The sequence below is a fragment of the Bacillus sp. FSL R7-0685 genome (genome assembly GCF_038002425.1).
Lineage (GTDB): Bacteria > Bacillota > Bacilli > Bacillales > Bacillaceae > Bacillus > Bacillus subtilis.
Window position 1 is genome coordinate 1576302 of record NZ_JBBOCN010000001.1, and the last position, 25937, is coordinate 1602238.

Genomic DNA, 25937 nt, shown 5'->3' on the forward strand with positions numbered 1-25937 from the left:
GTGTCGATTGCTTTGACTACTAAAAAAACATCGCCTGATTTGTTATTGGTCATCATTACGTTATTATTATTAACAATCGGATTAATTATGGTGTACAGTGCGAGTGCGGTATGGGCGGATTATAAATTTGACGACTCATTCTTTTTCGCGAAACGGCAGCTTTTGTTTGCGGGAATCGGCGTCATTGCTATGTTTTTTATCATGAATGTTGATTATTGGACTTGGAGGACATGGTCCAAATTGCTGATGGTTATCTGCTTTTTCCTTCTGGTGCTTGTTTTGATACCGGGCGTCGGAATGGTGCGGAACGGTTCAAGAAGCTGGATCGGAGTCGGAGCATTCAGCATACAGCCTTCAGAGTTTATGAAGCTTGCGATGATTGCATTCCTTGCTAAATTTCTCTCTGAAAAACAAAAAAACATCACATCGTTCAGACGGGGGTTCGTCCCTGCACTTGGCATCGTGTTTTCAGCATTTTTGATTATCATGTGCCAGCCTGACCTCGGAACGGGGACAGTTATGGTCGGAACTTGTATTGTCATGATTTTTGTAGCCGGCGCACGGATCGCCCATTTCGTCTTTCTCGGGCTGATCGGCCTCAGCGGATTTGTCGGGCTCGTACTATCGGCTCCATATCGGATAAAGCGGATTACCTCATACTTAAATCCATGGGAAGACCCGCTCGGAAGCGGATTTCAGATCATTCAATCGCTTTATGCAGTGGGGCCCGGCGGGTTGTTCGGAATGGGGCTCGGACAAAGCAGACAGAAGTTCTTTTATCTGCCTGAGCCGCAAACAGACTTTATTTTCGCCATCTTGTCAGAGGAGCTGGGCTTTATCGGGGGAACACTTATTTTGCTCCTCTTCAGCGTCCTGCTGTGGAGAGGAATCAGAATTGCGCTTGGTGCGCCTGATCTGTACGGAAGCTTTGTCGCAGTCGGCATTATTTCAATGATTGCCATTCAAGTCATGATAAATATCGGCGTAGTCACGGGCCTGATTCCTGTAACAGGCATCACGCTCCCGTTTCTGAGCTACGGAGGCTCTTCATTGACTCTAATGCTGATGGCAGTTGGTGTGCTGCTGAATGTAAGCCGCTACTCGAGGTATTAACGAATGTATTTCCAAGCCTCCTGTCTAACATGAAGCTTGGAAACAATTGATGCGATAACCCTGTCCAACAAAACAGGGTTATCGTTATGTTATAGAGAAACTTAGACTGGGGGAAAAAAGAAATGCGAATTGCAATAAGCGGAGGCGGTACAGGGGGACATATTTATCCTGCTCTTGCTTTTATTAAAGAAGTGCAAAGACGTCATCCTAATGTGGAATTTTTATATATCGGAACAGAAAACGGGCTGGAGAAAAAAATTGTTGAGCGGGAGAATATACCGTTTCGTTCAATTGAAATTACAGGATTTAAAAGAAAATTGTCATTTGAAAATGTCAAGACTGTGATGCGTTTTCTGAAGGGCGTCAAAAAGAGTAAATCGTATTTAGCGGAATTTAAGCCCGATGCCGTAATTGGAACGGGCGGTTATGTATGTGGGCCGGTTGTCTATGCCGCTGCGAAAATGGGAATTCCGACTATTGTCCACGAACAAAACAGCCTGCCGGGCATCACGAATAAGTTTCTTTCAAAATATGTTAATAAAGTAGCGATTTGTTTTGAAGAGGCGAAATCACATTTTCCTAGCGAGAAAGTTGTATTTACGGGAAACCCGAGAGCCTCTGAAGTCGTCTCAATAAAGACGGGACGATCATTGGCTGAATTTGGGCTTTCTGAAGACAAAAAAACGGTCTTAATTTTCGGCGGAAGCCGAGGCGCTGCACCGATTAACCGCGCTGTCATTGACATGCAGGATGCGCTGAAAACAAGAGACTATCAAGTGCTGTATATCACCGGTGAAGTTCACTATGAAAAAGTAATGAATGAGCTGAAAAGCAAGGGTGCCGCTGATAATATGGTCACAAAGCCGTTTCTTCATCAAATGCCTGAGTATTTAAAGGCCATTGATGTCATTGTGGCCAGAGCCGGTGCGACAACGATTGCCGAAATTACTGCTCTCGGAATCCCAAGTGTTCTGATCCCAAGTCCATATGTGACAGCGAATCACCAGGAGGTCAATGCGAGATCTCTTGGCCAGCATGATGCGGCGATTGTACTGAAAGAAACAGAGCTCAGCGGGGAGAAGCTGATTGAAGCGCTAGACCGGATTGTACTGAATGAGCAAACGTTAAAGGAAATGAGCGAACGAACAAAGTCACTCGGTGTTCCTGACGCGGCTGCCCGTTTATACAGCGTACTCGAGGAATTAAAAAAATAGTAGAAAAGCAAATGGAATGCGGAGGTTTACGATGGAGAAAGTGATACAGGAATTAAAAGAACGCGAAGTCGGCAAGGTTCTTGCAAATGAACCGCTCGCGAATCATACAACGATGAAAATCGGCGGACCTGCGGATGTATTGGTCATTCCAAGCAGTGTAGATGCTGTTAAAGACATCATGGACGTGATTAAAAAATATGATGTGAAGTGGACAGTCATCGGCCGCGGATCAAATCTTCTTGTTTTAGATGAAGGAATTAGAGGCGTAGTGATCAAGCTGGGGGCGGGTCTTGACCATTTGGAGCTTGAAGGGGAACAAGTAACAGTCGGAGGCGGTTATTCAGTGGTCCGCCTTGCTACATCATTGAGCAAAAAAGGCCTGTCCGGTTTGGAATTTGCTGCCGGCATTCCAGGATCAGTCGGCGGAGCGGTTTATATGAATGCCGGCGCTCACGGTTCTGATATGAGCGAGATCCTCGTCAAAGCGCATATTTTGTTTGAAGACGGAACGATTGAGTGGCTGACAAATGAGCAGATGGATTTCAGCTACAGGACATCTGTACTGCAAAAGAAACGCCCGGGCGTTTGCCTTGAAGCTGTTTTGCAGCTGGAGCAGAAGGATAAGGAATCAATCGTTCAGCAAATGCAAAGCAATAAAGACTATAGAAAAAATACACAGCCGTATTCAAGCCCTTGTGCGGGAAGCATATTCAGAAATCCGCTTCCGAATCATGCCGGGAACCTTGTAGAAAAAGCAGGCTTGAAAGGATATCAAATCGGCGGTGCAAAGATATCGGAGATGCACGGAAACTTCATCGTCAATGCGGGAGGAGCATCAGCAAAAGATGTGCTTGATCTCATTGACCATGTGAAAAAGACAATCCGTGAAAAATACGAGATTGATATGCACACAGAGGTTGAAATCATCGGCGGAAATCGCTGATTCAAGTTCTGACTGAAGCTGTTCATATGATATACTGTAAGCAAACGACAAACGGCATCATAGTATGCCGTTTGTTTTGGAATAGACAGACTTTTAACAGCTGTTTCATTTGAATGAGGTGAACAGGCAATGAACCCGGGTCAAGACCGAGAAAAAATCGTTAACATTGAAGAGCGGATCCCTAAAATTAAAGAGCAGAGGAAACAAAAGGCAAACCGCCGTCTCATTTCATTTATTATGCTCTTTTTTATTATGGTGCTGATCATTGTGTACCTGCAAACACCAATCAGTAAAGTATCAACAATCTCTGTTACAGGGAATGAAAATGTATCAAAAAAGGAAATTATCGACCTTTCCGATATTAACAGCGGAGATACTGAGTTTTGGAGTTTGGACAAGCAAAAAACAGAAAAGAAGATTCAGCAAAATAAATTAGTGAAAAAAGCGGAGATCAGCAAATCGCTTCCTAATAAAATCAACATTGCAATCGAAGAATATAAAGCGATTGCTTATTTAGAAAAAGACGATGTGTACTATGAAGTGCTTGAAAACGGCTCAGTTCTGCCAAACGAAGTAACGCCGGATGATGCCGGACCGATTTTAGTGAATTGGACAAACGCGAAGAAGCGGTCTCAAATGGCCAAGCAGCTCGATGCGTTGTCAAATTCGTTAAAACAGTCGATTTCAGAGATTTATTATACGCCTGTAAAAATGGATGAAAACCGTATTAAGTTGTACATGAACGACGGTTATGTTGTCACTGCATCTATTAAAACGTTTGCAGACCGAATGAAGACGTATCCTTCTATCATTTCTCAGCTAAGCAGCAATAAAAAAGGAATCATTCATTTAGAAGTTGCCACCTATTTTGAAGAGTTTGGGAAAAACGATAAGGCTGCTAAAAAGGAAGATGAAAATTGAGGGGCAAATCAGCAGTCCTTCTTTCCTTGATTATGCTTATCGCAGGCTTTTTGATTTCATTTTCTTTTCAAATGACAAAAGAAAACAACAAAAGCGCGGCTGAGACGGAAGAGTGGAAAAAAGAATATGCGCTGAGAGATGAACTTCTGAAACAAGAGAAAGAAAATAAGAAGCTTGAAAAAGAATTATATCAAAAGCAAAACAAAGTCCGCCAGGCGGAAAATAAGCTGAAGAAAGAGAAGTCGGAATACTATAATGTCCTCGAAGATACAGAAAAATACAGGATGTATATTGGGGAAGTCGGTGTGCAGGGAGAAGGCGTTGAGGTGACATTGGAAGATGCGTCATACATACCGGAAGGGGAGAATGTGAATAGTTACATCGTTCACGAAAGCCATATCTTCCAAGTAGTAAACGAAATGTATATCTCAGGAGCGGCAGCTGTCGCCGTTAATGGACAGCGTTTGACGCATGATTCGTATATCAAATGCAATGGTCCTGTGGTAACGGTAGACGGGGTGCAGCATCCCGCTCCATTTACGGTATCCGCTATTGGAGATCCAGATGTCCTGCTGCCCTCGTTAAATATCGCTGGAGGCCTAATTGATCAGCTGTCAATGGATCATATTTCTGTGTCGGCAGAAAAAGAGAAAAACGTACAAATGAAACCGATTCTGAAAACGAAGGAATGACTGAAAAAGCGGGTGAAATAGATTGAAAATAAAGCGTTCCTTCATAAGCATCAGTGTGCTTATGGTCATCTTCGGCCTGATGATATCTGTTCAGTTTAATTCGTTAAAGCACCCCAAAGTCCGGGATACAAGAGATATGTGGGATATTAGGGAAGAGCTGACATTAGAGCAGAAGAAGCAGGAAAAGCTGCTGTCTGAAATAAACAAATATGACAAACTTCTGAATAGCTATTCGCAAACGAAAGAAATGACAAAAGAAACCGCGCTAAATAATACCTTGCAATCCTTAAAAAAAACAGCCGGCATGACCGATATAACAGGTAGCGGAATTGTCATTACGATTTCCCCGCTTTTTTCTGAAAGCTTAACAGGAGAGCCGATCGAAAATCCGCCTCCGGATTTGCTGAAAAAGCTGATAAATGAACTCAACTCCTACGGTGCAGAGCATATCTCGATTAACGAGCGAAGAGTTGTGAATCATACAGTCATCAGAGATATAAACGGCACTACAAAAATAGACGGATACGCCCTTGACGATTATCCTTTAACAGTAAAAGTGCTTGCCAAAGATCCGGACATGTTACACAGCAGAGTGAAGGGGTCAGGCCTTGAGGATCTTTTTGCATCTGAAAATTTAGCATTAAAAGCCGGTAAATCTGAAAGCAAACTAATATTAAAAGCATATGACAGACCACTGGACGTACAACAGCTGAAACTGCTTAAAGACTGAAAAGGAGGAGAATTGTCATGTGGCTGCCCGTGTTGGGACTGGTGCTCGGAATAGCGATTGGACTAATGACAAACTTAACGATACCGAGTGAATACTCAAACTATTTATCGCTTGCGGTGCTTGCCGCACTTGATACATTAATCGGCGGAATCAGGGCGCATTTACAAGGTACATATGATGAAATGGTATTTGTTTCCGGTTTCTTTTTTAATATTATATTGGCAATAAGTTTAGCTTTTCTGGGAGTCCATCTTGGTGTAGACTTGTATTTAGCAGGTATATTCGCATTTGGAGTCAGATTATTTCAGAATATAGCCGTTATCAGAAGAAATCTACTAACAAAGTGGACTCTTTCTAAAAAAAATAAAAAAAATGTGATATAAAAGAGGATATACATAGGATATAACGAATATTTTCAATAAACATAAAATGTGAAAAACACATAAAAATATTCTGTTGTTATTTTTTGTTACACACTTGTAAAGCCACATTCATTGTATTGTTGTTCCGCAAATAATAGAATAGAAATGATCGAAATGTGAGGAGGTGCCATAGAATGAACAACAATGAACTTTACGTCAGTCTTGACATCGGTACGTCCAATACAAAAGTGATCGTCGGAGAAATGACAGATGATTCCCTTAATATTATCGGTGTGGGAAATGTACCGTCTGAAGGGTTGAAAAAAGGCTCAATCGTTGATATAGATGAGACCGTTCATTCTATAAGAAAAGCGTTTGACCAAGCTGAAAGAATGGTAGGTTTTCCGCTTAGAAAAGCTATTGTCGGCGTTAATGGAAATTATATCAATATTCAAGATACAAACGGTGTTGTAGCAGTTTCCAGTGAAAATAAAGAAATTCAGGTTGAAGATGTACGCCGTGTCATGGAGGCGGCACAGGTTGTTTCAGTACCGCACGAACAGCTGATTGTTGACGTCATTCCTAAACAGTTTATCGTAGATGGAAGAGATGAAATCACCGACCCGAAAAAAATGCTGGGTGTGCGTTTAGAAGTAGAGGGCACCTTGATCACCGGTTCAAAAACAATCTTACATAACTTACTCCGCTGCGTTGAAAGAGCTGGTATTGAAATAACTGATATTTGCCTTCAGCCGCTGGCAGCCGGTTCTGCTGCATTATCAAAGGACGAGAAAAACCTTGGTGTGGCTCTCATTGATATAGGGGGAGGGTCAACAACCATTGCCGTATTCCAGAACGGACATCTCACTTCTACCCGTGTCATTCCTCTCGGAGGCGAAAATATCACCAAAGATATCTCCATCGGATTGAGAACGTCAACAGAAGAAGCAGAACGCGTAAAAAAGCAATTTGGACATGCCTACTATGACGAAGCCTCGGAAGATGAAATATTTGAGGTAACCGTTATAGGCACCAATCAAAAACAAACATTTACACAGCAAGAAGCAGCGAATATCATTGAAGCGAGAGTAGAGGAAATTCTTGAAATTGTTTCAGAAGAGCTTCGCAGTATGGGAATTACCGATCTGCCGGGAGGCTTCGTGCTGACAGGAGGACAAGCAGCTATGCCGGGTGTCATGTCTTTGGCACAGGATGTGCTGCAAAACAATGTCAGAGTGGCAAGCCCGAATTATATCGGTGTAAGAGATCCTCAATATATGACGGGAGTGGGCCTGATCCAATTCGCCTGCCGGAATGCAAGAATCCAAGGCAGAAAAATAGGCTTTAAGATGCCTGAAGAAGCGATACAGGAAATCGCAGTCTCATCATCTGAGGAACAAGAGCAGCATCATCACCAAAATGAGGTGCAGCAGCGGCCAAAAGGAAAACAAAAAACACAAGCCGAACATAATAAACAGAGCAAAATGAAAAAACTATTAAGCATGTTTTGGGAATAGATAGATAGTCATTCGGCAGATTAGGAGGATTTAGCATGTTGGAGTTCGAAACAAACATAGACGGCTTAGCATCAATTAAAGTAATCGGAGTAGGAGGCGGCGGTAACAACGCCGTTAACCGAATGATTGAAAATGAAGTGCAAGGAGTAGAGTATATCGCGGTAAACACGGACGCTCAAGCTCTTAACCTGTCAAAAGCAGAAGTGAAAATGCAAATCGGCGCAAAGCTGACTAGAGGATTGGGAGCAGGTGCGAATCCGGAAGTCGGGAAAAAAGCCGCTGAAGAAAGCAAAGAGCAGATTGAAGAAGCACTTAAAGGTGCTGACATGGTATTCGTGACAGCTGGTATGGGCGGCGGAACAGGAACAGGTGCCGCACCGGTTATCGCACAAATCGCGAAAGACTTAGGCGCATTAACTGTCGGCGTTGTGACAAGACCGTTTACCTTCGAAGGACGCAAAAGACAGCTTCAGGCTGCAGGCGGAATCTCGGCAATGAAAGAAGCGGTGGATACACTGATCGTGATCCCGAACGACCGTATCCTTGAAATTGTTGATAAAAACACACCGATGCTTGAAGCATTCCGTGAAGCGGATAACGTACTTCGCCAAGGGGTTCAAGGTATTTCTGACTTGATTGCTACACCTGGTCTTATCAACCTTGACTTTGCTGATGTGAAAACAATCATGTCAAACAAAGGATCTGCTTTGATGGGTATCGGTATTGCTACTGGGGAAAATCGCGCGGCAGAGGCAGCAAAAAAAGCAATTTCCAGCCCACTTCTTGAAGCGGCCATTGACGGTGCGCAAGGCGTCCTCATGAACATCACTGGAGGAACAAACCTCAGCCTATATGAGGTTCAAGAAGCAGCAGACATTGTCGCTTCGGCGTCTGATCAAGACGTAAACATGATTTTCGGTTCTGTTATTAATGAAAATCTAAAAGATGAGATTGTGGTGACAGTGATTGCAACCGGCTTTATCGAACAAGAGAAGGACGTGACGAAGCCTCAGCGTCCAAGCTTAAATCAAAGCATCAAAACACACAATCAAAGTGTTCCGAAGCGTGAGCCAAAACGTGAGGAGCCTCAGCAGCAGAACACAGTAAGCCGTCATACTTCACAGCCGGCTGATGATACGCTTGACATCCCGACATTCTTAAGAAACCGTAATAAACGCGGCTAATGTAAAGGACAAAATCGTTTTCGATTTTGTCCTTTTTTGTTTTTCTCTTCACACTTTCCTTCTTATAAAGTCTTTTTCCCTATTGCTTCCTTCGTTTAGTAACAAAACAGATAATTAGACCTATTTATTTTTGTGACATTTTTATCATTTTCATATATATGGAAATTGAATGACATGAAACGACAATATCTGTAATTCAGATTGTCTACAGTTAATATACAGCGATGTTCTGACAAACCATTCATTATTAAAAGGAGGGACGACACTTTTTTTAAAAAGCATGTTGAAAAAGGGGGATGAAAATGAGGAAAAAAACGAAAAACAGACTCATCAGCTCTGTTTTAAGTACAGTTGTCATCAGTTCACTGCTGTTTCCGGGAGCAGCCGGGGCAAGCAGTAAAGTCACCTCACCTTCTGTTAAAAAGGAGCTTCAATCTGCGGAATCCATTCAAAACAAGATTTCGAGTTCATTAAAGAAAAGCTTTAAAAAGAAAGAAAAAACGACTTTTCTGATTAAATTTAAAGATCAGGCTAACACAGATAAAGCGGCAAAAGCGGCTGTTAAAAAAGCGAAATCGAAGAAGCTGTCTGCCGCTAAGACGGAATATCAAAAGCGTTCTGCTGTTGTGTCATCTTTAAAAGTCACAGCCGATGAATCCCAGCAAGATGTCCTAAAATACTTGAACACCCAGAAAGATAAAGGAAATGCAGACCAAATTCATTCTTATTATGTGGTGAACGGGATCGCTGTTCATGCCTCAAAAGAGGTTATGGAAAAAGTGGCGCAGTTTCCCGAAGTGGAAAAGGTGCTTCCTAATGAGAAACGGCAGCTTTTTAAGTCATCCTCCCCATTTAATATGAAAAAAGCACAGAAAGCTATTAAAGCAACTGACGGTGTGGAATGGAATGTAGACCAAATCGATGCCCCAAAAGCTTGGGCACTTGGATATGATGGAACTGGCACGGTTGTTGCGTCCATTGATACCGGGGTGGAATGGAATCATCCGGCATTAAAAGAGAAATATCGCGGATATAATCCGGAAAATCCTAATGAGCCTGAAAATGAAATGAACTGGTATGATGCCGTAGCAGGCGAGGCAAGCCCTTATGATGATTTGGCTCATGGAACCCATGTGACAGGCACGATGGTGGGCTCTGAACCTGATGGAACAAATCAAATCGGTGTAGCGCCTGGCGCAAAATGGATTGCTGTTAAAGCGTTCTCTGAAGATGGCGGCACTGATGCTGACATTTTGGAAGCTGGTGAATGGGTTTTAGCACCAAAGGACGCGGAAGGAAATCCCCACCCGGAAATGGCTCCTGATGTTGTCAATAACTCATGGGGAGGGGGTTCTGGACTTGATGAATGGTACAGAGACATGGTCAATGCCTGGCGTGCGGCCGATATTTTCCCAGAGTTTTCAGCGGGGAATACGGATCTCTTTATTCCCGGCGGGCCTGGTTCTATCGCAAATCCGGCAAACTATCCAGAATCGTTTGCAACTGGAGCGACTGATATCAATAAAAAGCTCGCTGACTTTTCTCTTCAAGGGCCATCTCCATATGATGAGATAAAGCCGGAAATATCTGCACCGGGCGTTAATATTCGTTCATCCGTTCCTGGTCAGACATATGAGGATGGTTGGGACGGCACATCAATGGCAGGGCCGCATGTATCCGCTGTTGCTGCACTGCTGAAACAGGCGAATGCCTCACTTTCTGTTGATGAGATGGAGGATATATTAACCAGCACGGCTGAACCGCTCACGGATTCAACATTTCCTGATTCACCGAATAACGGATATGGCCATGGTCTGGTGAATGCTTTTGATGCTGTATCCGCTGTTACAGATGGTTTAGGCAAAGCGGAAGGACAAGTTTCTGTAGAGGGGGATGACCAAGAGCCTCCTGTCTATCAGCATGAGAAAGTAACTGAAGCTTATGAAGGTGGTAGCCTGCCACTGACTTTGACAGCTGAAGACAATGTGAGTGTGACATCTGTAAAGCTGTCCTACAAGCTTGATCAAGGTGAATGGACAGAAATAACGGCTAAACGAATCAGCGGTGATCATCTAAAAGGAACGTATCAGGCAGAGATCCCAGATATAAAAGGAACTAAACTAAGCTATAAGTGGATGATTCACGATTTTGGCGGTCATGTCGTTTCGTCTGACGTATACGATGTAACAGTGAAACCAAGCATCACGGCGGGATATAAGCAGGACTTTGAAACTGCACCCGGCGGCTGGGTTGCGAGCGGAACAAATAATAACTGGGAATGGGGAGTTCCGTCAACTGGCCCAAATACAGCAGCATCCGGAGAAAAAGTATATGGAACGAATTTGACAGGAAATTATGCCAACTCAGCAAACATGAACCTTGTTATGCCTCCTATTAAAGCACCTGATTCAGGAAGTCTGTTCCTTCAATTTAAAAGCTGGCACAATTTAGAGGATGATTTTGATTACGGCTACGTTTTTGTTCTTCCGGAAGGTGAAAAGAATTGGGAGCAGGCTGGTGTCTATAACGGAAAGACATCAAGCTGGACGGACGAAGAAATTGATTTATCGGCTTATAAAGGCCAAAACATTCAAGTGATGTTTAACCTTCAATCAGATGAAAGTATTAACAAAGAGGGCTGGTACATTGATGATGTAGTGCTTTCTGACAAATCAGCCGGAAAAACAGTCAAAAAGAATAAGCTGGGCGTCGAAAAGCCGTCTGGAAAGCAAAAGAAAAAGCCAGTAAATCCGAAAAAGGCTAAGCCATCTGCAAACACAGCGGTAAAACATCAGAACAAGGCTATACAGCCTCAAGTTTTGCCGCTCAGGGCACAAGTCAGTGTAGTGGAAACAGGAAAATCAACATATTCAGATCAATCCACAGGGCAGTACACGCTGAAGCACAAAGCGGGAGACTATACGCTTATGGCAGAAGCATATGGTTATCAGTCGAAAACACAAAAAGTATCTTTAAAGACGGATCAGACGACACAAGCTAATTTTACGTTAGAAGAGATGAAGAAGGGCACATTAAAAGGCACGGTCATCAATAAAACGACAGGAGAGCCGGTAAAAGGCGCTTCCGTTTATGTTGTAGAGGATGCTGCGGTGGAACCGGCTATGACAAACGACAAAGGTGAATATACGCTGGAGGCCTATGAAGGCGCTTATACGATTAAAGTCGCTGCACCGGGTTATTACAGTGATGAATTTTCCGTTGAGTTAAAAGGTGATGTAACAAAAGAAACTGCATTGAAGCCTTTTGTCGGTTACCCGGGTGAAATTGCATATGATGACGGAACAGCGGAGAATGCCAATTCCTATTTTGCTGCCGGAAACGGATGGGCGGTAAAAATGACGCTCGCTGACGGCAAGGACAAAGGCATGCTTACAGGAGGGCTGTTCAGATTCTGGGATACAGAGTTCCCTGATCCCGGCGGCACAGAGTTTAAGGTTGAGGTATACGATGCTACAGGAAAAGACGGAGCACCGGGCAAAAAAATTGCCGGGCCATTTAACGCTGAAGCTCTTCGCAATGGCGAGTGGACTAAGGTAGATCTCAGTTCAAAAGGGATTATGGTCGATAGAGACTTTTATCTCGTATATATCCAGTCAAAACCTGACCCGTATTCACCTGGACTGGCAATGGATGAAACCGGCAAGAATTCCGGCCGCAACTGGCAGTATATAGGTGGACAATGGGAGCCGGGTGACGAAGCAGACGGCAACTATATGATTCGCGCATTAGTTGATTACGAAGCTGCTGTACCTGAGATTACTTCACCGACAGACAAATCATACACAAATAAGGAGAACGTCACTGTAAAAGGAAACGCTTCTCCTGGTACAAGGGTACACATTTATAATGGAGAGAAAGAAGCAGGAGAAACGAAAGCTGCTGCGGATGGCACGTTCCATGCAGGCATCATACTCAACAAGGGTGAAAATGAGCTGACGGCAACTGCATCAACTGACAACGGAACAACAGATGCCTCCAGCCCAATCACGGTCACGCTTGATCAAGAAAAGCCTGAGTTAACGCTGGACACTCCAAAGGATGGCGGGAAAACAAATAAAGAAACGCTGACTGTCAAAGGGGCTGTATCCGATGACAATCTGAAAGACGTCAAGGTGAATGGCAAAAAAGCAACAATAACCGATGGTTCATACTCAGCCCGGATTCTTTTGGAGAATGGAAGCAATGAAATCAAGGTGATTGCTACAGACTTAGCAGGCAACAAAACGACGAAAAAGGCTGTCATTGATGTCAATTTTGATAAGCCTGTCATTTCCGGCTTAATTCCGGGAGAGGATAAAAACTTAAAAGCCGGTGAATCTGTGAAAATCGCTTTCTCAAGCGCTGAGGATTTAGATGCAACGTTTATCATTCGTATGCCGCTGACGAATGCAAGAGCGAGTGTGCAAAACGCCACCGAGCTCCCGTTAAGAGAAATTTCTCCGGGGAGATATGAAGGCTATTGGACAGCCACTTCTTCTATTAAAGCAAAAGGAGCAAAAGTAGAAGTGATCGTACGAGATGATTATGGAAATGAAACTAGAAAAACTGCGAATGGAAAACTTAATATCAACACAGAAAATTAAGTGGAAAAAAGCTGCCGTCATTGGCAGCTTTTTTATATCCTCTCATTACACTTCCTCGACAAATTAAGCAGATTTCCCTGAAAAATTGTATTTTCCTCTCAACATTAATTGACAGACTTTCCCACAGAGCTTGCTTTATACTTATGAAGCAAGCAGGGGAACAGCGTGAGGCAAGAAAGAAAGGAGTCAGATGTGAAAATCTATTTAGATGTCATTTGGCTGTTAAACTTTTGTTTTGATGCACTTTTGCTTTTGCTCACGGCATTTATTTTAAAAAGGCATGTAAAAAAAAGAAGACTGGTAGGCGGAGCGTTCATCGGTTCCAGTATTGTCCTTTTGATGTTTACTCCTTTTTCGCCGATTGTTGAACATCCGGCTGGGAAGCTAGCTTTTTCAGTTGTGATTGTGGTGGTGACATTTGGCTTTAAAAGATTTCGGTTTTTCTTTCAAAATTTGTTTTCCTTTTATTTTGCCACTTTTTTAATGGGGGGAGGAATTATAGGAGCCCATTCTTTGCTGCAGTCAAATTCTATTGTTCAAAACGGTGTCATGATTACCAATCAAACAGGGTTTGGAGACCCGATCAGCTGGTTGTTTATTGTTGGTGGCTTTCCAGCATTATGGTTTTTTTCTAAAAGAAGAATTGAAGATATTGAAACAAAAAACATTCAATATGAGGAACGAGTCAGCGTGCAGGCAGATTTGGGCAGCCAAACACTTCATGTCAGAGGCCTGATTGATTCCGGTAATCAGCTGTACGATCCTCTTACAAAAACACCGGTAATGATCATTTACATTGATAAATTGGAGCCGATTTTCGGAACAGCCGAAACGATGATCATTCGAAACACAGACCCATTGGAAGCCATCGAACAGCTCGATGATTCCTTTCGCTTTTTAGATAAAATGAGGTTGATTCCATACAGGGGAGTTGGTCAGCAAAATCAATTTTTATTATGCGTTAAACCGGATCACGTAACGATTATGACAAAAGAAGAAATGATTTCTGCAGATAAATGTTTAATCGGTATCAGCACAACAAAGCTGTCGGCAGATGGAGAGTTTGACGCGATTATTCATCCGAAAATGCTTTCGGGCAAGGCTGTCAAACACGTTTCATAATGTTCGCAAATGTCCGTTACTTATCATACTCAAACGGCGTGACATTTAGAAGGGAGAGGAAGATGAAAAAACTGAAATTACGGTTGACGCACCTCTGGTATAAGCTGCTGATGAAACTTGGGCTGAAAAGTGATGAAGTCTATTACATAGGCGGGAGTGAAGCCCTGCCGCCTCCATTATCTAAAGATGAGGAGCAGGTTTTGTTAATGAAGCTCCCAAACGGCGATCAGGCGGCGCGCGCCATTCTAATTGAACGCAATTTGCGTCTGGTCGTATATATCGCCCGTAAATTTGAAAATACGGGAATTAATATAGAGGATTTAATCAGCATCGGTACCATCGGTCTAATCAAAGCTGTGAATACATTTAATCCAGAAAAGAAAATCAAGCTTGCTACCTATGCCTCCCGGTGTATAGAAAATGAAATCCTGATGTATTTAAGAAGAAATAACAAAATCCGTTCAGAGGTTTCCTTTGATGAACCGCTTAATATTGATTGGGACGGCAATGAGCTTTTGCTTTCTGATGTGCTCGGCACTGACGATGACATCATCACTAAAGACATAGAAGCTAACGTCGATAAAAAGCTTTTGAAAAAAGCGCTTGAACAGCTTAATGAGAGAGAAAAGCAAATCATGGAGCTGCGGTTTGGGCTTGTCGGTGAAGAAGAAAAAACCCAAAAGGATGTAGCGGATATGATGGGGATTTCTCAGTCTTATATTTCGCGGCTTGAGAAAAGAATTATAAAAAGGTTGAGAAAAGAGTTCAACAAAATGGTGTAAAAAATTTTATGGTTAGAACCCCTTGATTTTACAGGGATTTCCTGATTTCGACAGTTTTTCGGTCTGAGTGCAGTGCATATTTTTCCCACCCAAGGAGATACTTAACGTTGTACAGCAGCTCCTGTAGGGAGGGAAAAAAGTGTCGAGAAATAAAGTCGAAATCTGCGGGGTGGATACCTCCAAATTACCAGTACTCAAGAATGAAGAGATGAGAAAGCTGTTTAGGCAGCTGCAGGATGAAGGCGATGATTCAGCAAGAGAAAAGCTTGTAAACGGGAACTTGCGTCTTGTCTTAAGTGTCATTCAACGATTTAATAACAGAGGGGAGTATGTTGATGACTTATTTCAAGTCGGCTGCATCGGACTAATGAAATCCATTGATAATTTTGACCTAAGCCACAATGTTAAGTTTTCAACATACGCTGTACCTATGATTATCGGAGAGATCCGCAGGTATTTACGCGATAATAACCCGATCCGTGTCTCAAGATCACTCCGGGACATCGCTTACAAGGCGCTTCAGGTAAGAGAGCGGTTAATCAGTGAGACAAGCAAGGAGCCGACTGCAGAAGACATCGCAAAAGTTCTTGAAGTACCGCATGAGGAAATTGTATTTGCGCTTGATGCCATCCAGGATCCGGTTTCTCTATTTGAACCGATCTATAACGACGGCGGAGACCCGATCTATGTGATGGACCAAATCAGTGATGAGCGTAACACAGATTCACAATGGATTGAAGAGCTGGCTTTAAAAGAGGGCATGAGAAGGCTGAATGATAGGGAAAAAATGATTTTGAGAAAGCGATTCTTCCAAGGGAAAACCCAAATGGAAGTCGCCGAGGAAATCGGAATTTCTCAGGCGCAGGTGTCCAGACTTGAAAAAGCGGCTATCAAACAAATGAATAAAAATATTCATCAATAATGAAAAGCCTTTAAAACGATGTTGTTTTAAAGGCTTTTCTATTGATTACGGATGGTTTACGTTTTGGAAAAAGTAAGGTATCCTAGTTCGTACAAAGTTTTATGAAAATTAAAACAATTATAAAAGGCAATAAAGAGGAGGACCACGATGATTTTGCAGCTTGACAATGTCTCACTAAAACGGAATGGGAAATGGATACTGAGAGATATTCATTGGAAGGTGGAAGAAAAGGAAAATTGGGTGCTTTACGGCCTAAATGGCGCCGGGAAGACAGCGCTGTTAAATATGCTTTGCTCATATTATTTTCCAACATCAGGCGAGATGCAGGTGCTTGGCCATGAATTTGGCAAAACAGAGCTTGGGGAAAAGCTCAGACGTAAAATTGGCCTCGTCTCAGCAGCTCTTCAGCAAAAATTGTATCCGGCAGATTCAGCCTTTGAAATTGCTTTGAGCGGAGCTTACGCTTCGATTGGGTTATATGAAACGCCAAGTAAGGAAACCAGGGAAAAAGCGATAGGTTTGTTAGAGGACTTGGGAGCAATTGAATATGCCGATCGCCGCTATGAAACCCTTTCTCAAGGGGAAAAACAAAGAGCGTTGATTGCTAGAGCACTAATGGCCGATCCGGAGTTGCTGATACTGGATGAACCAGTCACAGGACTGGATTTTATTGCCCGGGAAAAGTTGTTAGATACGATTACATACATTGCAAACAAAGAAAATGCACCATCTATCCTTTATGTGACTCATCATGCTGAAGAAATTTTGCCTGTCTTTGATAAAGCCCTTTTATTAAAACAGGGAGAGGTCTTTGGATCCGGAGAAATAAAGGAAATGCTTACTGATCAAATACTTTCCGCTTTTTTTGATACGCCAATCCATGTATTATGGAATCAGGATCGGCCGTTTTTAACAAGAGCTGAGCCGATAACGAATGCCTGACAAACATATATAGATTCATCCTAGGGGTGCTTTACGAAGCTGAGAGAGACTTTGTCTCAACCCTTTTGACCTGATCTGGATCATGCCAGCGGAGGGAAGCGGTGAAAAGCGGAGTACATCGGACTCCGTTTGTTTTTATTAAGCCGTTTCATCACATTTGAAACGGCTTTTTTGATTTTAAAGAATAGGAGCGGATTTACATTGGATCAACAAATAGACTCTTTGCAAAAAAAAAGTGGAAGAACAAAAGGAGGAGCTTATTCAGCTTGCTAAAACACTGATTTCTTATCAAACACCCGCTCCGCCTGCAAGAAATACAGAGGGCATTCAGTCATGGATTGCGGGATTTTTAAATGAATTGGGATTCTCGATCGACAAATGGGATGTGTACCCTGGAGATCCCAATGTTGTCGGCAAGCTAAAGGGAACAGATTCAGCAGATTATTACAGCCTGATTATCAATGGTCATGTAGATGTGGCAGAGGTAAAAGAGGATGAAGAATGGAAGCACGATCCGTTTCATCCCATTGAAAAAAACGGTCTCTTAATCGGGCGAGGCGCTTCCGATATGAAGGGCGGAATGGCTTGTGTGCTGTTTGCTGTCAAATTAATTCGTGAAGCCGGCATTGAGCTTCCAGGTGATCTGATTCTGCAATCGGTTATTGGGGAGGAAGTTGGAGAGGCCGGCACACTTGAATGCTGCAAGAGGGGCTACCACGCTGATTTTGCAATTGTCGCGGATACGAGCGATATGCATATTCAAGGCCAAGGCGGTGTCATTACAGGCTGGATCGAAATCAAAAGCAGTCAAACATTTCATGATGGAACGAGACGGAATATGATTCACGCAGGCGGAGGAACATTCGGAGCAAGCGCAATTGAAAAAATGGCGAAAATCATTGCGGGGCTCGGTGAACTTGAGCGCCACTGGTCCATTATGAAAAGTTATCCCGGTTTTAAACCAGGCACAAATACGATTAATCCGGCAGTTATAGAAGGCGGCAGACATGCGGCTTTTATAGCGGACGAATGCCGGCTGTGGATCACAGTCCATTTTTATCCAAATGAAACCCATGACCAAGTGGCAGCGGAAATAGAAGATTACGTCAATCGGCTGAGTGACAGTGATATTTGGCTTAGGGAAAACCGCCCTGTATTCAAGTGGGGAGGCTCATCTATGATAGAAGACAGAGGGGAAATTTTTCCGGCATTGGAAGTTGACCCTGGCCACCCAGGCGTCTTAGCGCTAACTGCCTCTCATGAGAAAGTGAAACGGGAGTGTCCAATTATTGACGTTTCTCAATCAGTTACAGATGGCGGATGGCTGTATGATGCCGGTATTCCATGCGTAATATACGGTCCTGGAGATCTGCACAATGCACACTCTGTGAACGAGAAGGTATCGATTGAGCAGCTAGTAGAGTATACAAAAATTATACTCGATTTTATCATCAGCTGGTGCAGCCGGAAAAAAGAACAATGACATGAAAATTTCTTCTTGCTGACAAGGTTCAGCCTGCCCGTTCATATACTTGAACAAAAGGACGGAAAAAGGACGTGATGGAATGATCAGCATTTCAGAATTTCAGGTAAAGGATGTCGTCAATGTCTCAAACGGAAAAAAGCTGGGGAGTATTGGTGATATTGATATCAATGTGACCACTGGAAAAATTCAGGCGATCATACTCGGAGGAAATGGGAAAGTTCTCGGATTTTTTGGAAAAGAAGAGGAATTGGTCATTCCATGGCGAAATATAGTAAAAATCGGGGAAGATGTAATCTTAGTCCGATTAAGTGAACCACATGCATAAACCTGCTTGTCTGCCGCAGATTGGCAAATGCCGGAAGTCTCGATTCTTCCGGCACATTTCATTTAGAAATATGCAAATCGGCGCTCAACGAATGCAGTAAGATGTGGTAAAATAAGTGGGGAATTCCGCTTTTTTAAATGTTTGTCGAAAGGTTGGATCATCATGAATACATATCACCCATTCAGTCTTACCACACCCTCGACACTCATGATACAAGACTGGGTTCAAACGAATCAAAACAACAAAAAAGTCATTGCCGGATTTACGACAAAAAACGGCGGTGTCAGCCAAAAGCCTTTTGAATCGTTAAATACAGGATTGCACGTTCATGACAAAGATGCAGATGTAGTTAAAAATCGTGAATATATTGCCGATATGTTTAATACTGATTTGCAGTCTTGGGTATTCGCTGATCAGACACATGATAATCGCGTTCAGAAAGTGACGCAGAGGGATAGGGGAAAAGGCGCCCGTGAGTATCACACGGCTCTAAAAGCAACGGACGGGCTATATACAAATGAAAAAAATGTATTTTTAGCATTATGCTTTGCTGATTGTGTGCCTCTTTTCTTTTATGATCCGGTTAAGTCGCTTGTCGGAGTCGCCCATGCCGGGTGGAAAGGCACCGTTAAACAGATTGGCAGAGAAATGGTGAAGCAATGGACTGAGAAGGAAGGTTCAAATCCCTCAGATATTTACGCTGTTATTGGCCCGTCTATCAGCGGAGCATGCTATACGGTAGACGACCGCGTCATGGATGCTGTCCGCGCATTGCCGGTTTCAGCAGACCTTGCCGTTAATCAGACGGCAAAGGCACAATATCAGCTTGATCTGAAAGAGCTGAACCGTCTTATACTGATGGACAGCGGTTTGGCAAGTGAACAAATTTCTGTCAGCGGTTTATGCACGGAAAGCGAGCCGTCTCTTTTCTATTCTCACCGCCGCGATCAGGGGAAAACTGGACGGATGATGTCCTTTATCGGAATGAAGGAGGCATAAAAGATCTTGCGTGTTGTTGATAATTTACGACATATAAACGAACGAATAAACGAAGCATGTAACAGATCGGGCCGCAGCTCCGACGAAGTTACGGTTATTGCAGTCACAAAATATGTATCACCTGAAAGAGCACAGGAGGCAGTAGATGCTGGCATCACCTGCCTAGGAGAGAATCGGGATGCGGAACTGCTCCGCAAACAGGAATTGATGAAAGGGAATCCGGAATGGCATTTTATCGGCAGTCTGCAATCAAGAAAAGCAAAATCTGTCGTCAATGCGGTTTCCTATATCCATTCCCTAGACCGGCTCTCATTAGCGAAAGAAATTGAAAAACGGGCTGAAGGTACTGTACGATGCTTTGTGCAGGTCAATACCTCTCTTGAGCCTTCTAAACATGGCATGAAAAAAGAAGAAGTCATTCCATTCATACAGGAGCTTTCCGGTTTCGAACATATCCTTGTTGCCGGACTGATGACAATGGCTCCGCTGACTGATGATCAAGATCAGATCAGAAGCTGTTTCAGGTCGCTGAGAGAACTCCGTGACCAGGTTCAGAAGCTGAACCAGCCGAACGCTCCGTGTACTGAACTGTCGATGGGCATGTCAAATGATTTTGAAATTGCAATTGAAGAAGGAGCTACTTATATTAGAATCGGCTCATCGTTAGTCGGAAATGAAACAGGGGGTGTACAGCAATGAGTATGAAAAATAAACTGAAAAACTTTTTCTCAATGGAAGATGAAGAATACGAATATGAATATATTGAGACAGAGCGGGAATCTCATGAGGAGCATGAGCAAAAAGAAAAGCCGGCTTATACGGGGAATAAACCTTCGGGCAAACAGAATGTAGTGAGCTTGCAAAGTGTTCAGAAATCCTCTAAAGTGGTGTTGAGTGAGCCGCGCGTTTATGCGGAGGCGCAGGAAATAGCCGACCATTTGAAGAATCGGCGGGCAGTTGTCGTCAATCTTCAGCGGATACAGCATGACCAGGCGAAGCGGATTGTTGACTTTTTAAGCGGAACCGTTTATGCCATTGGCGGCGATATTCAAAGAATCGGCTCTGATATTTTCCTCTGCACGCCTGACAACGTAGATGTATCAGGCACAATTTCTGAGCTCATATCTGAAGACGAACATCAGAGGTGGTAAAGCGAGATGATCCTTTATCAAGTTTTTTCGGTTTTAAGCTTATTAATCACAATATACTCATTTGCCCTGATCATATATATTTTTATGTCATGGGTGCCGAGTACGAGGGAAACAGCAGTCGGACGTTTTTTAGCTTCGATTTGTGAACCATATCTCGAACCATTCAGAAAAATCATCCCTCCGATTGCAATGCTGGATATTTCACCAATCGTAGCAATACTTGTGCTTCGGTTTGCGACAACCGGCTTGTGGGGACTTTATCGCATGATTGCGTTTTAATGTGACAGTTTGATAGGGGCTTGGCAGCAGCCAAGCCTCTTTACATAGAAGGGAAAGACGATGAGCGATATATATCAGCACTTCAGAAAAGACGAGCGGGCCTTTATTGATCAGGCGCTCGAATGGAAAAGAATTGTCCAGGAGCAGTACCGGATGAAGCTGACCGACTTTTTAGATCCCCGAGAGCAGGTCATCCTCTCTGCTGTTACGGGACAGGCTGATGTCGGGCTTGCTTTTTCCGGCGGCTATGACAGAGCGGAGCGAAAACGGGCGATTCTGTATCCAGAGTACATTACTCCGGAAGAATCGGATTTTGAATTGCAGGCGTTTAACGTCCGTTATGCTGACAAGTTTGTCTCAGTAGATCATCGTTCTCTGCTTGGTGCATTAATGGGCATAGGATTAAAGCGGCAAAAATTCGGTGACATCGTGTTTTCTGAGACAGCAGTGCAATTGATTGTCTCAGCCGATACCGCTGATTTTGTGGCTGCACAGCTGACCCAAGCAGGCAAAGCGGCGGTCAGCCTAGAGAAAATTGACTTGTCAGACCTTAACATTCCAGCAGTTGATGTCGAAATAAGAGATGACACGGTTTCTTCTTTAAGGCTTGACGCCGTCTGCGCCTCTATGAGCAGGCAATCCCGCCAGAAATCACAGACGCTTGTGAAAAACGGCCTTGTGAAAGTGAACTGGAAGGTGGTTGAAGATCCTTCATACATAGTCGCGGAAGGGGACATGCTGTCAATCAGAGGTTTTGGCCGGTGCAGCTTAACAAAAATCGAAGGAAAAACCAAAAAAGACAAATGGAGAGTTACGTTTGAACGACAAAAATAGTCGGTTTTTCAGTTTTTTTCTCCATCTGTGCGAAATTTGTTTTATAATGTGAACTAGATAACCGTACTGAAATGTAAAAATGGAGGTGGCATCATGCCATTAACGCCAAATGATATTCACAACAAGACGTTTACAAAAAGTTTTCGCGGATATGATGAAGATGAAGTAAATGAATTCCTAGCCCAAGTCAGAAAAGATTACGAAATTGTTCTCCGCAAGAAAACTGAGCTTGAAGCGAAAGTCAATGAGCTAGATGAAAGAATCGGACACTTTGCCAATATTGAGGAAACATTGAATAAATCAATTTTAGTTGCTCAAGAAGCGGCTGAAGACGTAAAACGCAATTCTCAAAAAGAGGCAAAGCTGATTGTTCGGGAAGCGGAGAAAAACGCTGATCGCATTATCAACGAATCGTTATCAAAATCAAGAAAAATTGCAATGGAAATTGAAGAGCTGAAAAAACAGTCTAAAGTGTTCAGAACACGTTTCCAAATGCTGATTGAAGCTCAGCTTGATCTTCTGAAAAATGACGATTGGGATCATCTCCTTGAGTATGAAGTCGACGCTGTATTTGAGGAAAAGGAATAAATTCTCTGATTATCTTGACATTTTCTTAGCTTGTCGAATATAATACGTTCATAAATTCAGATGAAAAAACGGTTGAAAGGGACAGTCATGTTTCCTTCAGGCCTTCATAGCGACCCGGAGATGGTGAGAGTCCGGGATGGCCGGAATCATGTAGATCAGCCCTTTAGTTTCCTTGCTGAACTCACAGTAGGTTAGGACGTTCATCACGTTACGATGCTCAAGAGGAAAAAGTGTATGTTTGCTTTTTCTAAAAGGGTGGTACCGCGAGATAAGCTTTCTCGTCCCTTATGGGATGAGAGGGCTTTTTTTATTTTCTGAAAAAATGCAGTGGAGGAATGAAAATGGATTTTAAAGATACGCTCTTAATGCCGAAAACAGATTTCCCGATGCGTGGAAATTTGCCAAACCGTGAGCCTGACATTCAAAAAAAATGGGAGGAAGAAGATATCTACCGTCTTGTTCAGGAACGGACGAAAGACCGCCCGAAATTTGTTTTACATGACGGACCTCCGTATGCAAACGGCGACATCCATATGGGCCATGCACTTAACAAGATTTTGAAAGACTTCATTGTCCGCTATAAATCAATGAGCGGCTACAACGCACCGTATGTGCCGGGCTGGGATACACACGGATTGCCAATTGAAACAGCTCTGACAAAAAACAAAAAGGTCAACCGCAAAGAAATGTCAGTAGCGGAATTCCGCAAACTATGCGAAGAGTACGCTTGGAAGCAAATCGAGGGACAGCGTGAGCAATTCAAACGTCTTGGTGTCCGCGGTGACTGGGAAAACCCATATGTGACATTAAAACCGGAATACGAAGCGCAGCAAATCCGCGTATTTGGTGAAATGGCAAAACGAGGCTACATTTACAAAGGCCTTAAACCGGTTAACTGGTCACCTTCAAGTGAGTCTGCTCTGGCTGAAGCCGAGATCGAATATCAAGACAAACGTTCAGCATCTATTTACGTCGCTTTTGGTGTAAAAGACGGAAAAGGCGTTCTTGAAAACGGCGAGCGCATCATTATTTGGACAACAACGCCTTGGACAATTCCGGCGAACCTCGGAATTTCAGTGCACCCTGATCTTGAGTACAGCGTGATTGCAGTAGGTGAAGACCGCTTTGTCGTAGCAAGTGCCTTAGTCGAAAATGTTGCATCGGCATGCGGATTTGATCAGTATGAAGTGACAAGAACGGTCAAAGGAAAAGACCTTGAGAACATTATCGCTGAACACCCGCTATATGGCAGAGACTCTCTCGTTATGCTTGGTGAACACGTAACAACTGATGCCGGAACAGGCTGTGTTCATACAGCGCCTGGACATGGGGAAGATGACTTTATCATCGGCCAAAAATACGGTTTAGATGTGCTTTGCCCGGTCGATGAAAAAGGTGTAATGACAAGCGAAGCTCCTGGCTTTGAAGGCATGTTCTATGATGATGCAAACAAAGCGATCACACAGCAGCTTGATGAAAAAGGCGCACTTGTGAAGCTTGAATTCATTACTCATTCTTATCCGCATGATTGGAGAACAAAAAAACCAACCATTTTCAGAGCGACAGCGCAATGGTTTGCGTCTATTAAAGATTTCAGATCAGACCTGCTGGATGCCATTAAAGAAACCAAATGGGTTCCTGAATGGGGCGAGCAACGTTTGCACAACATGGTTCGGGACCGCGGAGACTGGTGTATTTCCAGACAGCGTGCGTGGGGTGTGCCGATTCCGGTATTTTACGCTGAAAACGGAGAACCGATTATTACAGATGAAACCATTGAACATGTTTCTGAATTGTTCAGACAGCATGGATCAAACATTTGGTTTGAAAAAGAAGCAAAGGATCTTCTTCCGGAAGGCTTTACGCATCCTGGCAGCCCGAACGGCACATTTACAAAAGAACAGGATATCATGGATGTTTGGTTTGATTCAGGCTCTTCACATCAAGCAGTGCTTGAAGAACGTGATGACCTCGTTCGCCCGGCTGATCTATACCTAGAGGGATCTGACCAATATCGCGGCTGGTTTAACTCTTCTCTTTCTACAGCAGTAGCCGTAACAGGGAAAGCGCCGTATAAAGGTGTGCTCAGCCATGGGTTCGCACTGGATGGAGAAGGACGCAAGATGAGTAAATCAATCGGTAACGTTGTTGTTCCGGCTAAAGTCATGAAACAGCTTGGTGCCGACATCTTAAGATTATGGGTATCTTCAGTGGATTATCAGGCGGACGTTCGCGTGTCTGACGCCATTCTAAAGCAGGTTGCGGAAGTATATCGTAAAATCCGCAACACGTTCCGTTTCCTTCACGGCAACCTTTTCGATTTTGATCCAAAAACAAATGCGGTGGCTGTCGAAGATCTTCGTGAAGTGGATCAGTATATGCTGATTAAGCTGAACAAGCTGATTGATAAAGTGAAAAAAGCGTATGATGAGTACGAATTTGCGGTTGTGTATCACAGCATTCATAATTTCTGCACAATCGAATTGAGCTCATTCTACCTTGATTTTGCAAAGGATATTGTCTACATCGAGCATGCGGATCATCCGGATAGACGCAGCATGCAGACAGTATTCTACGAAACGCTTCTTGCATTAGTGAAGCTTTCAGCGCCTATCCTTCCACATACGGCAGACGAATTGTGGTCTCATTTAACATTTGTTGAAGAGCAGAGCGTTCAGCTGACCGATATGCCGGAAACAATCGCGGTTCCAAACAGTGAAGCGACTGAAGAAAAATTTGACCGCTTTATGGCTCTTCGTGATGACGTGTTGAAAGCATTAGAAACTGCGCGAAATGAAAAAATTATCGGTAAATCTTTGGAAGCAAACCTGAAATTGTATCCAAACAAAGAAAACAAGGAGCTCTTGGCTTCCATAAAAGAAAACCTTTCTCAGCTGTTTATTGTGTCTGAACTGACAATCAGCGAAGAAAATGAAGCGCCGAACGATGCGCAAAGCTTTGCGACGGGTAAAATCGCTGTCGAGAAAGCGGAAGGCGAAATGTGTGAGAGATCACGTGTGATTTCAAAAGATGTAGGAGCAAATCCGAAATATCCTACGCTTTCATTACGCAACGCTGAAATCGTTGAAAAATACTATCAAAAATAATGCAAAAGAGCCTGGCGTAAAAGCCGGGCTTTTTTTGTGCCAAGAGTGACATCCTTTAGAACGACAGGAAAAATCTTATGGGCTTTAGATCATCATTCACAGGCAACAATAAAGATACTA

General features: G+C 43.3%; 22 protein-coding genes, 1 pseudogene, 1 riboswitch and 1 other annotated feature. All 23 genes and pseudogenes read left to right on the plus strand.

Going from position 1 to position 25937, the window contains the following annotated elements; translation table 11 throughout:
- The first annotated feature begins 12 nt into the window (after positions 1-12).
- The 23 genes and pseudogenes from spoVE to ileS all read left to right on the plus strand — a co-directional run bounded on the left by spoVE (position 13) and on the right by ileS (position 25817).
- A complete protein-coding gene (gene spoVE, locus MKY50_RS08360; RefSeq protein ID WP_003244810.1) occupies positions 13-1113 on the plus strand; it encodes a stage V sporulation protein E in 1101 nt (366 codons plus the stop codon).
- A 122-nt stretch (positions 1114-1235) separates the two neighbouring features.
- Positions 1236-2327: an undecaprenyldiphospho-muramoylpentapeptide beta-N-acetylglucosaminyltransferase gene (murG, locus tag MKY50_RS08365; RefSeq protein ID WP_029317768.1), complete on the plus strand. Its 1092-nt coding sequence runs from the start codon at positions 1236-1238 to the stop codon at positions 2325-2327.
- Between the two features lie 31 nt (positions 2328-2358).
- Positions 2359-3270, plus strand: a complete 912-nt coding sequence (gene murB / locus MKY50_RS08370) for a UDP-N-acetylmuramate dehydrogenase (protein ID WP_003232182.1) — start codon at positions 2359-2361, stop codon at positions 3268-3270.
- 129 nt (positions 3271-3399) lie between these two features.
- Positions 3400-4191, plus strand: coding sequence for a cell division protein DivIB (gene divIB, locus MKY50_RS08375; RefSeq protein WP_003232178.1), 792 nt, complete (start codon positions 3400-3402; stop codon positions 4189-4191).
- Positions 4188-4883 carry a DUF881 domain-containing protein gene (locus MKY50_RS08380; RefSeq protein ID WP_015252137.1) on the plus strand — a complete coding sequence of 232 codons (696 nt, stop codon included), beginning with the start codon at positions 4188-4190 and terminating at the stop codon, positions 4881-4883. The genes divIB and MKY50_RS08380 overlap by 4 nt, the downstream gene beginning before the upstream one ends.
- 22 nt (positions 4884-4905) lie before the next feature.
- Positions 4906-5613, plus strand: coding sequence for a DUF881 domain-containing protein (locus MKY50_RS08385; protein ID WP_341116479.1), 708 nt, complete (start codon positions 4906-4908; stop codon positions 5611-5613).
- 17 nt (positions 5614-5630) lie between these two features.
- Positions 5631-5996 carry a small basic family protein gene (locus MKY50_RS08390; RefSeq protein WP_003238683.1) on the plus strand — a complete coding sequence of 122 codons (366 nt, stop codon included), beginning with the start codon at positions 5631-5633 and terminating at the stop codon, positions 5994-5996.
- Between the two features lie 173 nt (positions 5997-6169).
- Complete coding sequence (gene ftsA / locus MKY50_RS08395) at positions 6170-7492, plus strand: cell division protein FtsA (RefSeq protein WP_003232169.1); 1323 nt, start codon at positions 6170-6172, stop codon at positions 7490-7492.
- 35 nt (positions 7493-7527) lie between these two features.
- Complete coding sequence (ftsZ, locus tag MKY50_RS08400) at positions 7528-8676, plus strand: cell division protein FtsZ (RefSeq protein ID WP_003232167.1); 1149 nt, start codon at positions 7528-7530, stop codon at positions 8674-8676.
- A gap of 302 nt (positions 8677-8978) precedes the next feature.
- On the plus strand, positions 8979-13280 hold the full coding sequence (locus tag MKY50_RS08405) for a bacillopeptidase F (RefSeq protein WP_341116481.1): 4302 nt from the start codon (positions 8979-8981) through the stop codon (positions 13278-13280).
- A 192-nt stretch (positions 13281-13472) separates the two neighbouring features.
- Complete coding sequence (spoIIGA, locus tag MKY50_RS08410) at positions 13473-14402, plus strand: sigma-E processing peptidase SpoIIGA (protein WP_003232163.1); 930 nt, start codon at positions 13473-13475, stop codon at positions 14400-14402.
- Between the two features lie 62 nt (positions 14403-14464).
- Positions 14465-15184, plus strand: a complete 720-nt coding sequence (gene sigE, locus MKY50_RS08415; RefSeq protein ID WP_003221446.1) for an RNA polymerase sporulation sigma factor SigE — start codon at positions 14465-14467, stop codon at positions 15182-15184.
- Positions 15185-15323: 139 nt separating this feature from the next.
- Positions 15324-16106, plus strand: a complete 783-nt coding sequence (gene sigG / locus MKY50_RS08420) for an RNA polymerase sporulation sigma factor SigG (RefSeq protein WP_009967190.1) — start codon at positions 15324-15326, stop codon at positions 16104-16106.
- A 147-nt stretch (positions 16107-16253) separates the two neighbouring features.
- Positions 16254-17048 (plus strand): ABC transporter ATP-binding protein, encoded by a 795-nt coding sequence (locus MKY50_RS08425; RefSeq protein WP_029317772.1) that lies wholly within the window; start codon positions 16254-16256, stop codon positions 17046-17048.
- A 12-nt stretch (positions 17049-17060) separates the two neighbouring features.
- Positions 17061-17162: riboswitch (TPP riboswitch) on the plus strand.
- An 87-nt stretch (positions 17163-17249) separates the two neighbouring features.
- Positions 17250-18531: pseudogene (gene ylmB, locus MKY50_RS08430) on the plus strand (N-formyl-4-amino-5-aminomethyl-2-methylpyrimidine deformylase).
- 82 nt (positions 18532-18613) lie between these two features.
- Entirely contained in the window at positions 18614-18859 is a 246-nt protein-coding gene (locus MKY50_RS08435; RefSeq protein WP_003232153.1) for a YlmC/YmxH family sporulation protein, read from the plus strand.
- Between the two features lie 162 nt (positions 18860-19021).
- On the plus strand, positions 19022-19858 hold the full coding sequence (gene pgeF, locus MKY50_RS08440; RefSeq protein WP_038428924.1) for a peptidoglycan editing factor PgeF: 837 nt from the start codon (positions 19022-19024) through the stop codon (positions 19856-19858).
- Between the two features lie 6 nt (positions 19859-19864).
- Positions 19865-20557, plus strand: coding sequence for a YggS family pyridoxal phosphate-dependent enzyme (locus tag MKY50_RS08445; RefSeq protein WP_014479734.1), 693 nt, complete (start codon positions 19865-19867; stop codon positions 20555-20557).
- Positions 20554-21009: a cell division protein SepF gene (gene sepF / locus MKY50_RS08450; protein ID WP_014479735.1), complete on the plus strand. Its 456-nt coding sequence runs from the start codon at positions 20554-20556 to the stop codon at positions 21007-21009. The genes MKY50_RS08445 and sepF overlap by 4 nt, the downstream gene beginning before the upstream one ends.
- Before the next feature lie 6 nt (positions 21010-21015).
- Entirely contained in the window at positions 21016-21288 is a 273-nt protein-coding gene (locus MKY50_RS08455; protein WP_003221463.1) for a YggT family protein, read from the plus strand.
- A gap of 60 nt (positions 21289-21348) precedes the next feature.
- On the plus strand, positions 21349-22122 hold the full coding sequence (locus MKY50_RS08460) for a YlmH family RNA-binding protein (RefSeq protein WP_015383612.1): 774 nt from the start codon (positions 21349-21351) through the stop codon (positions 22120-22122).
- Positions 22123-22215: 93 nt separating this feature from the next.
- Entirely contained in the window at positions 22216-22710 is a 495-nt protein-coding gene (gene divIVA / locus MKY50_RS08465) for a septum site-determining protein DivIVA (RefSeq protein WP_003221468.1), read from the plus strand.
- Positions 22711-22772: 62 nt separating this feature from the next.
- Positions 22773-22999 (plus strand) — a binding site (T-box leader).
- A gap of 52 nt (positions 23000-23051) precedes the next feature.
- On the plus strand, positions 23052-25817 hold the full coding sequence (ileS, locus tag MKY50_RS08470) for an isoleucine--tRNA ligase (protein WP_029946171.1): 2766 nt from the start codon (positions 23052-23054) through the stop codon (positions 25815-25817).
- Positions 25818-25937 lie beyond the last annotated feature (120 nt).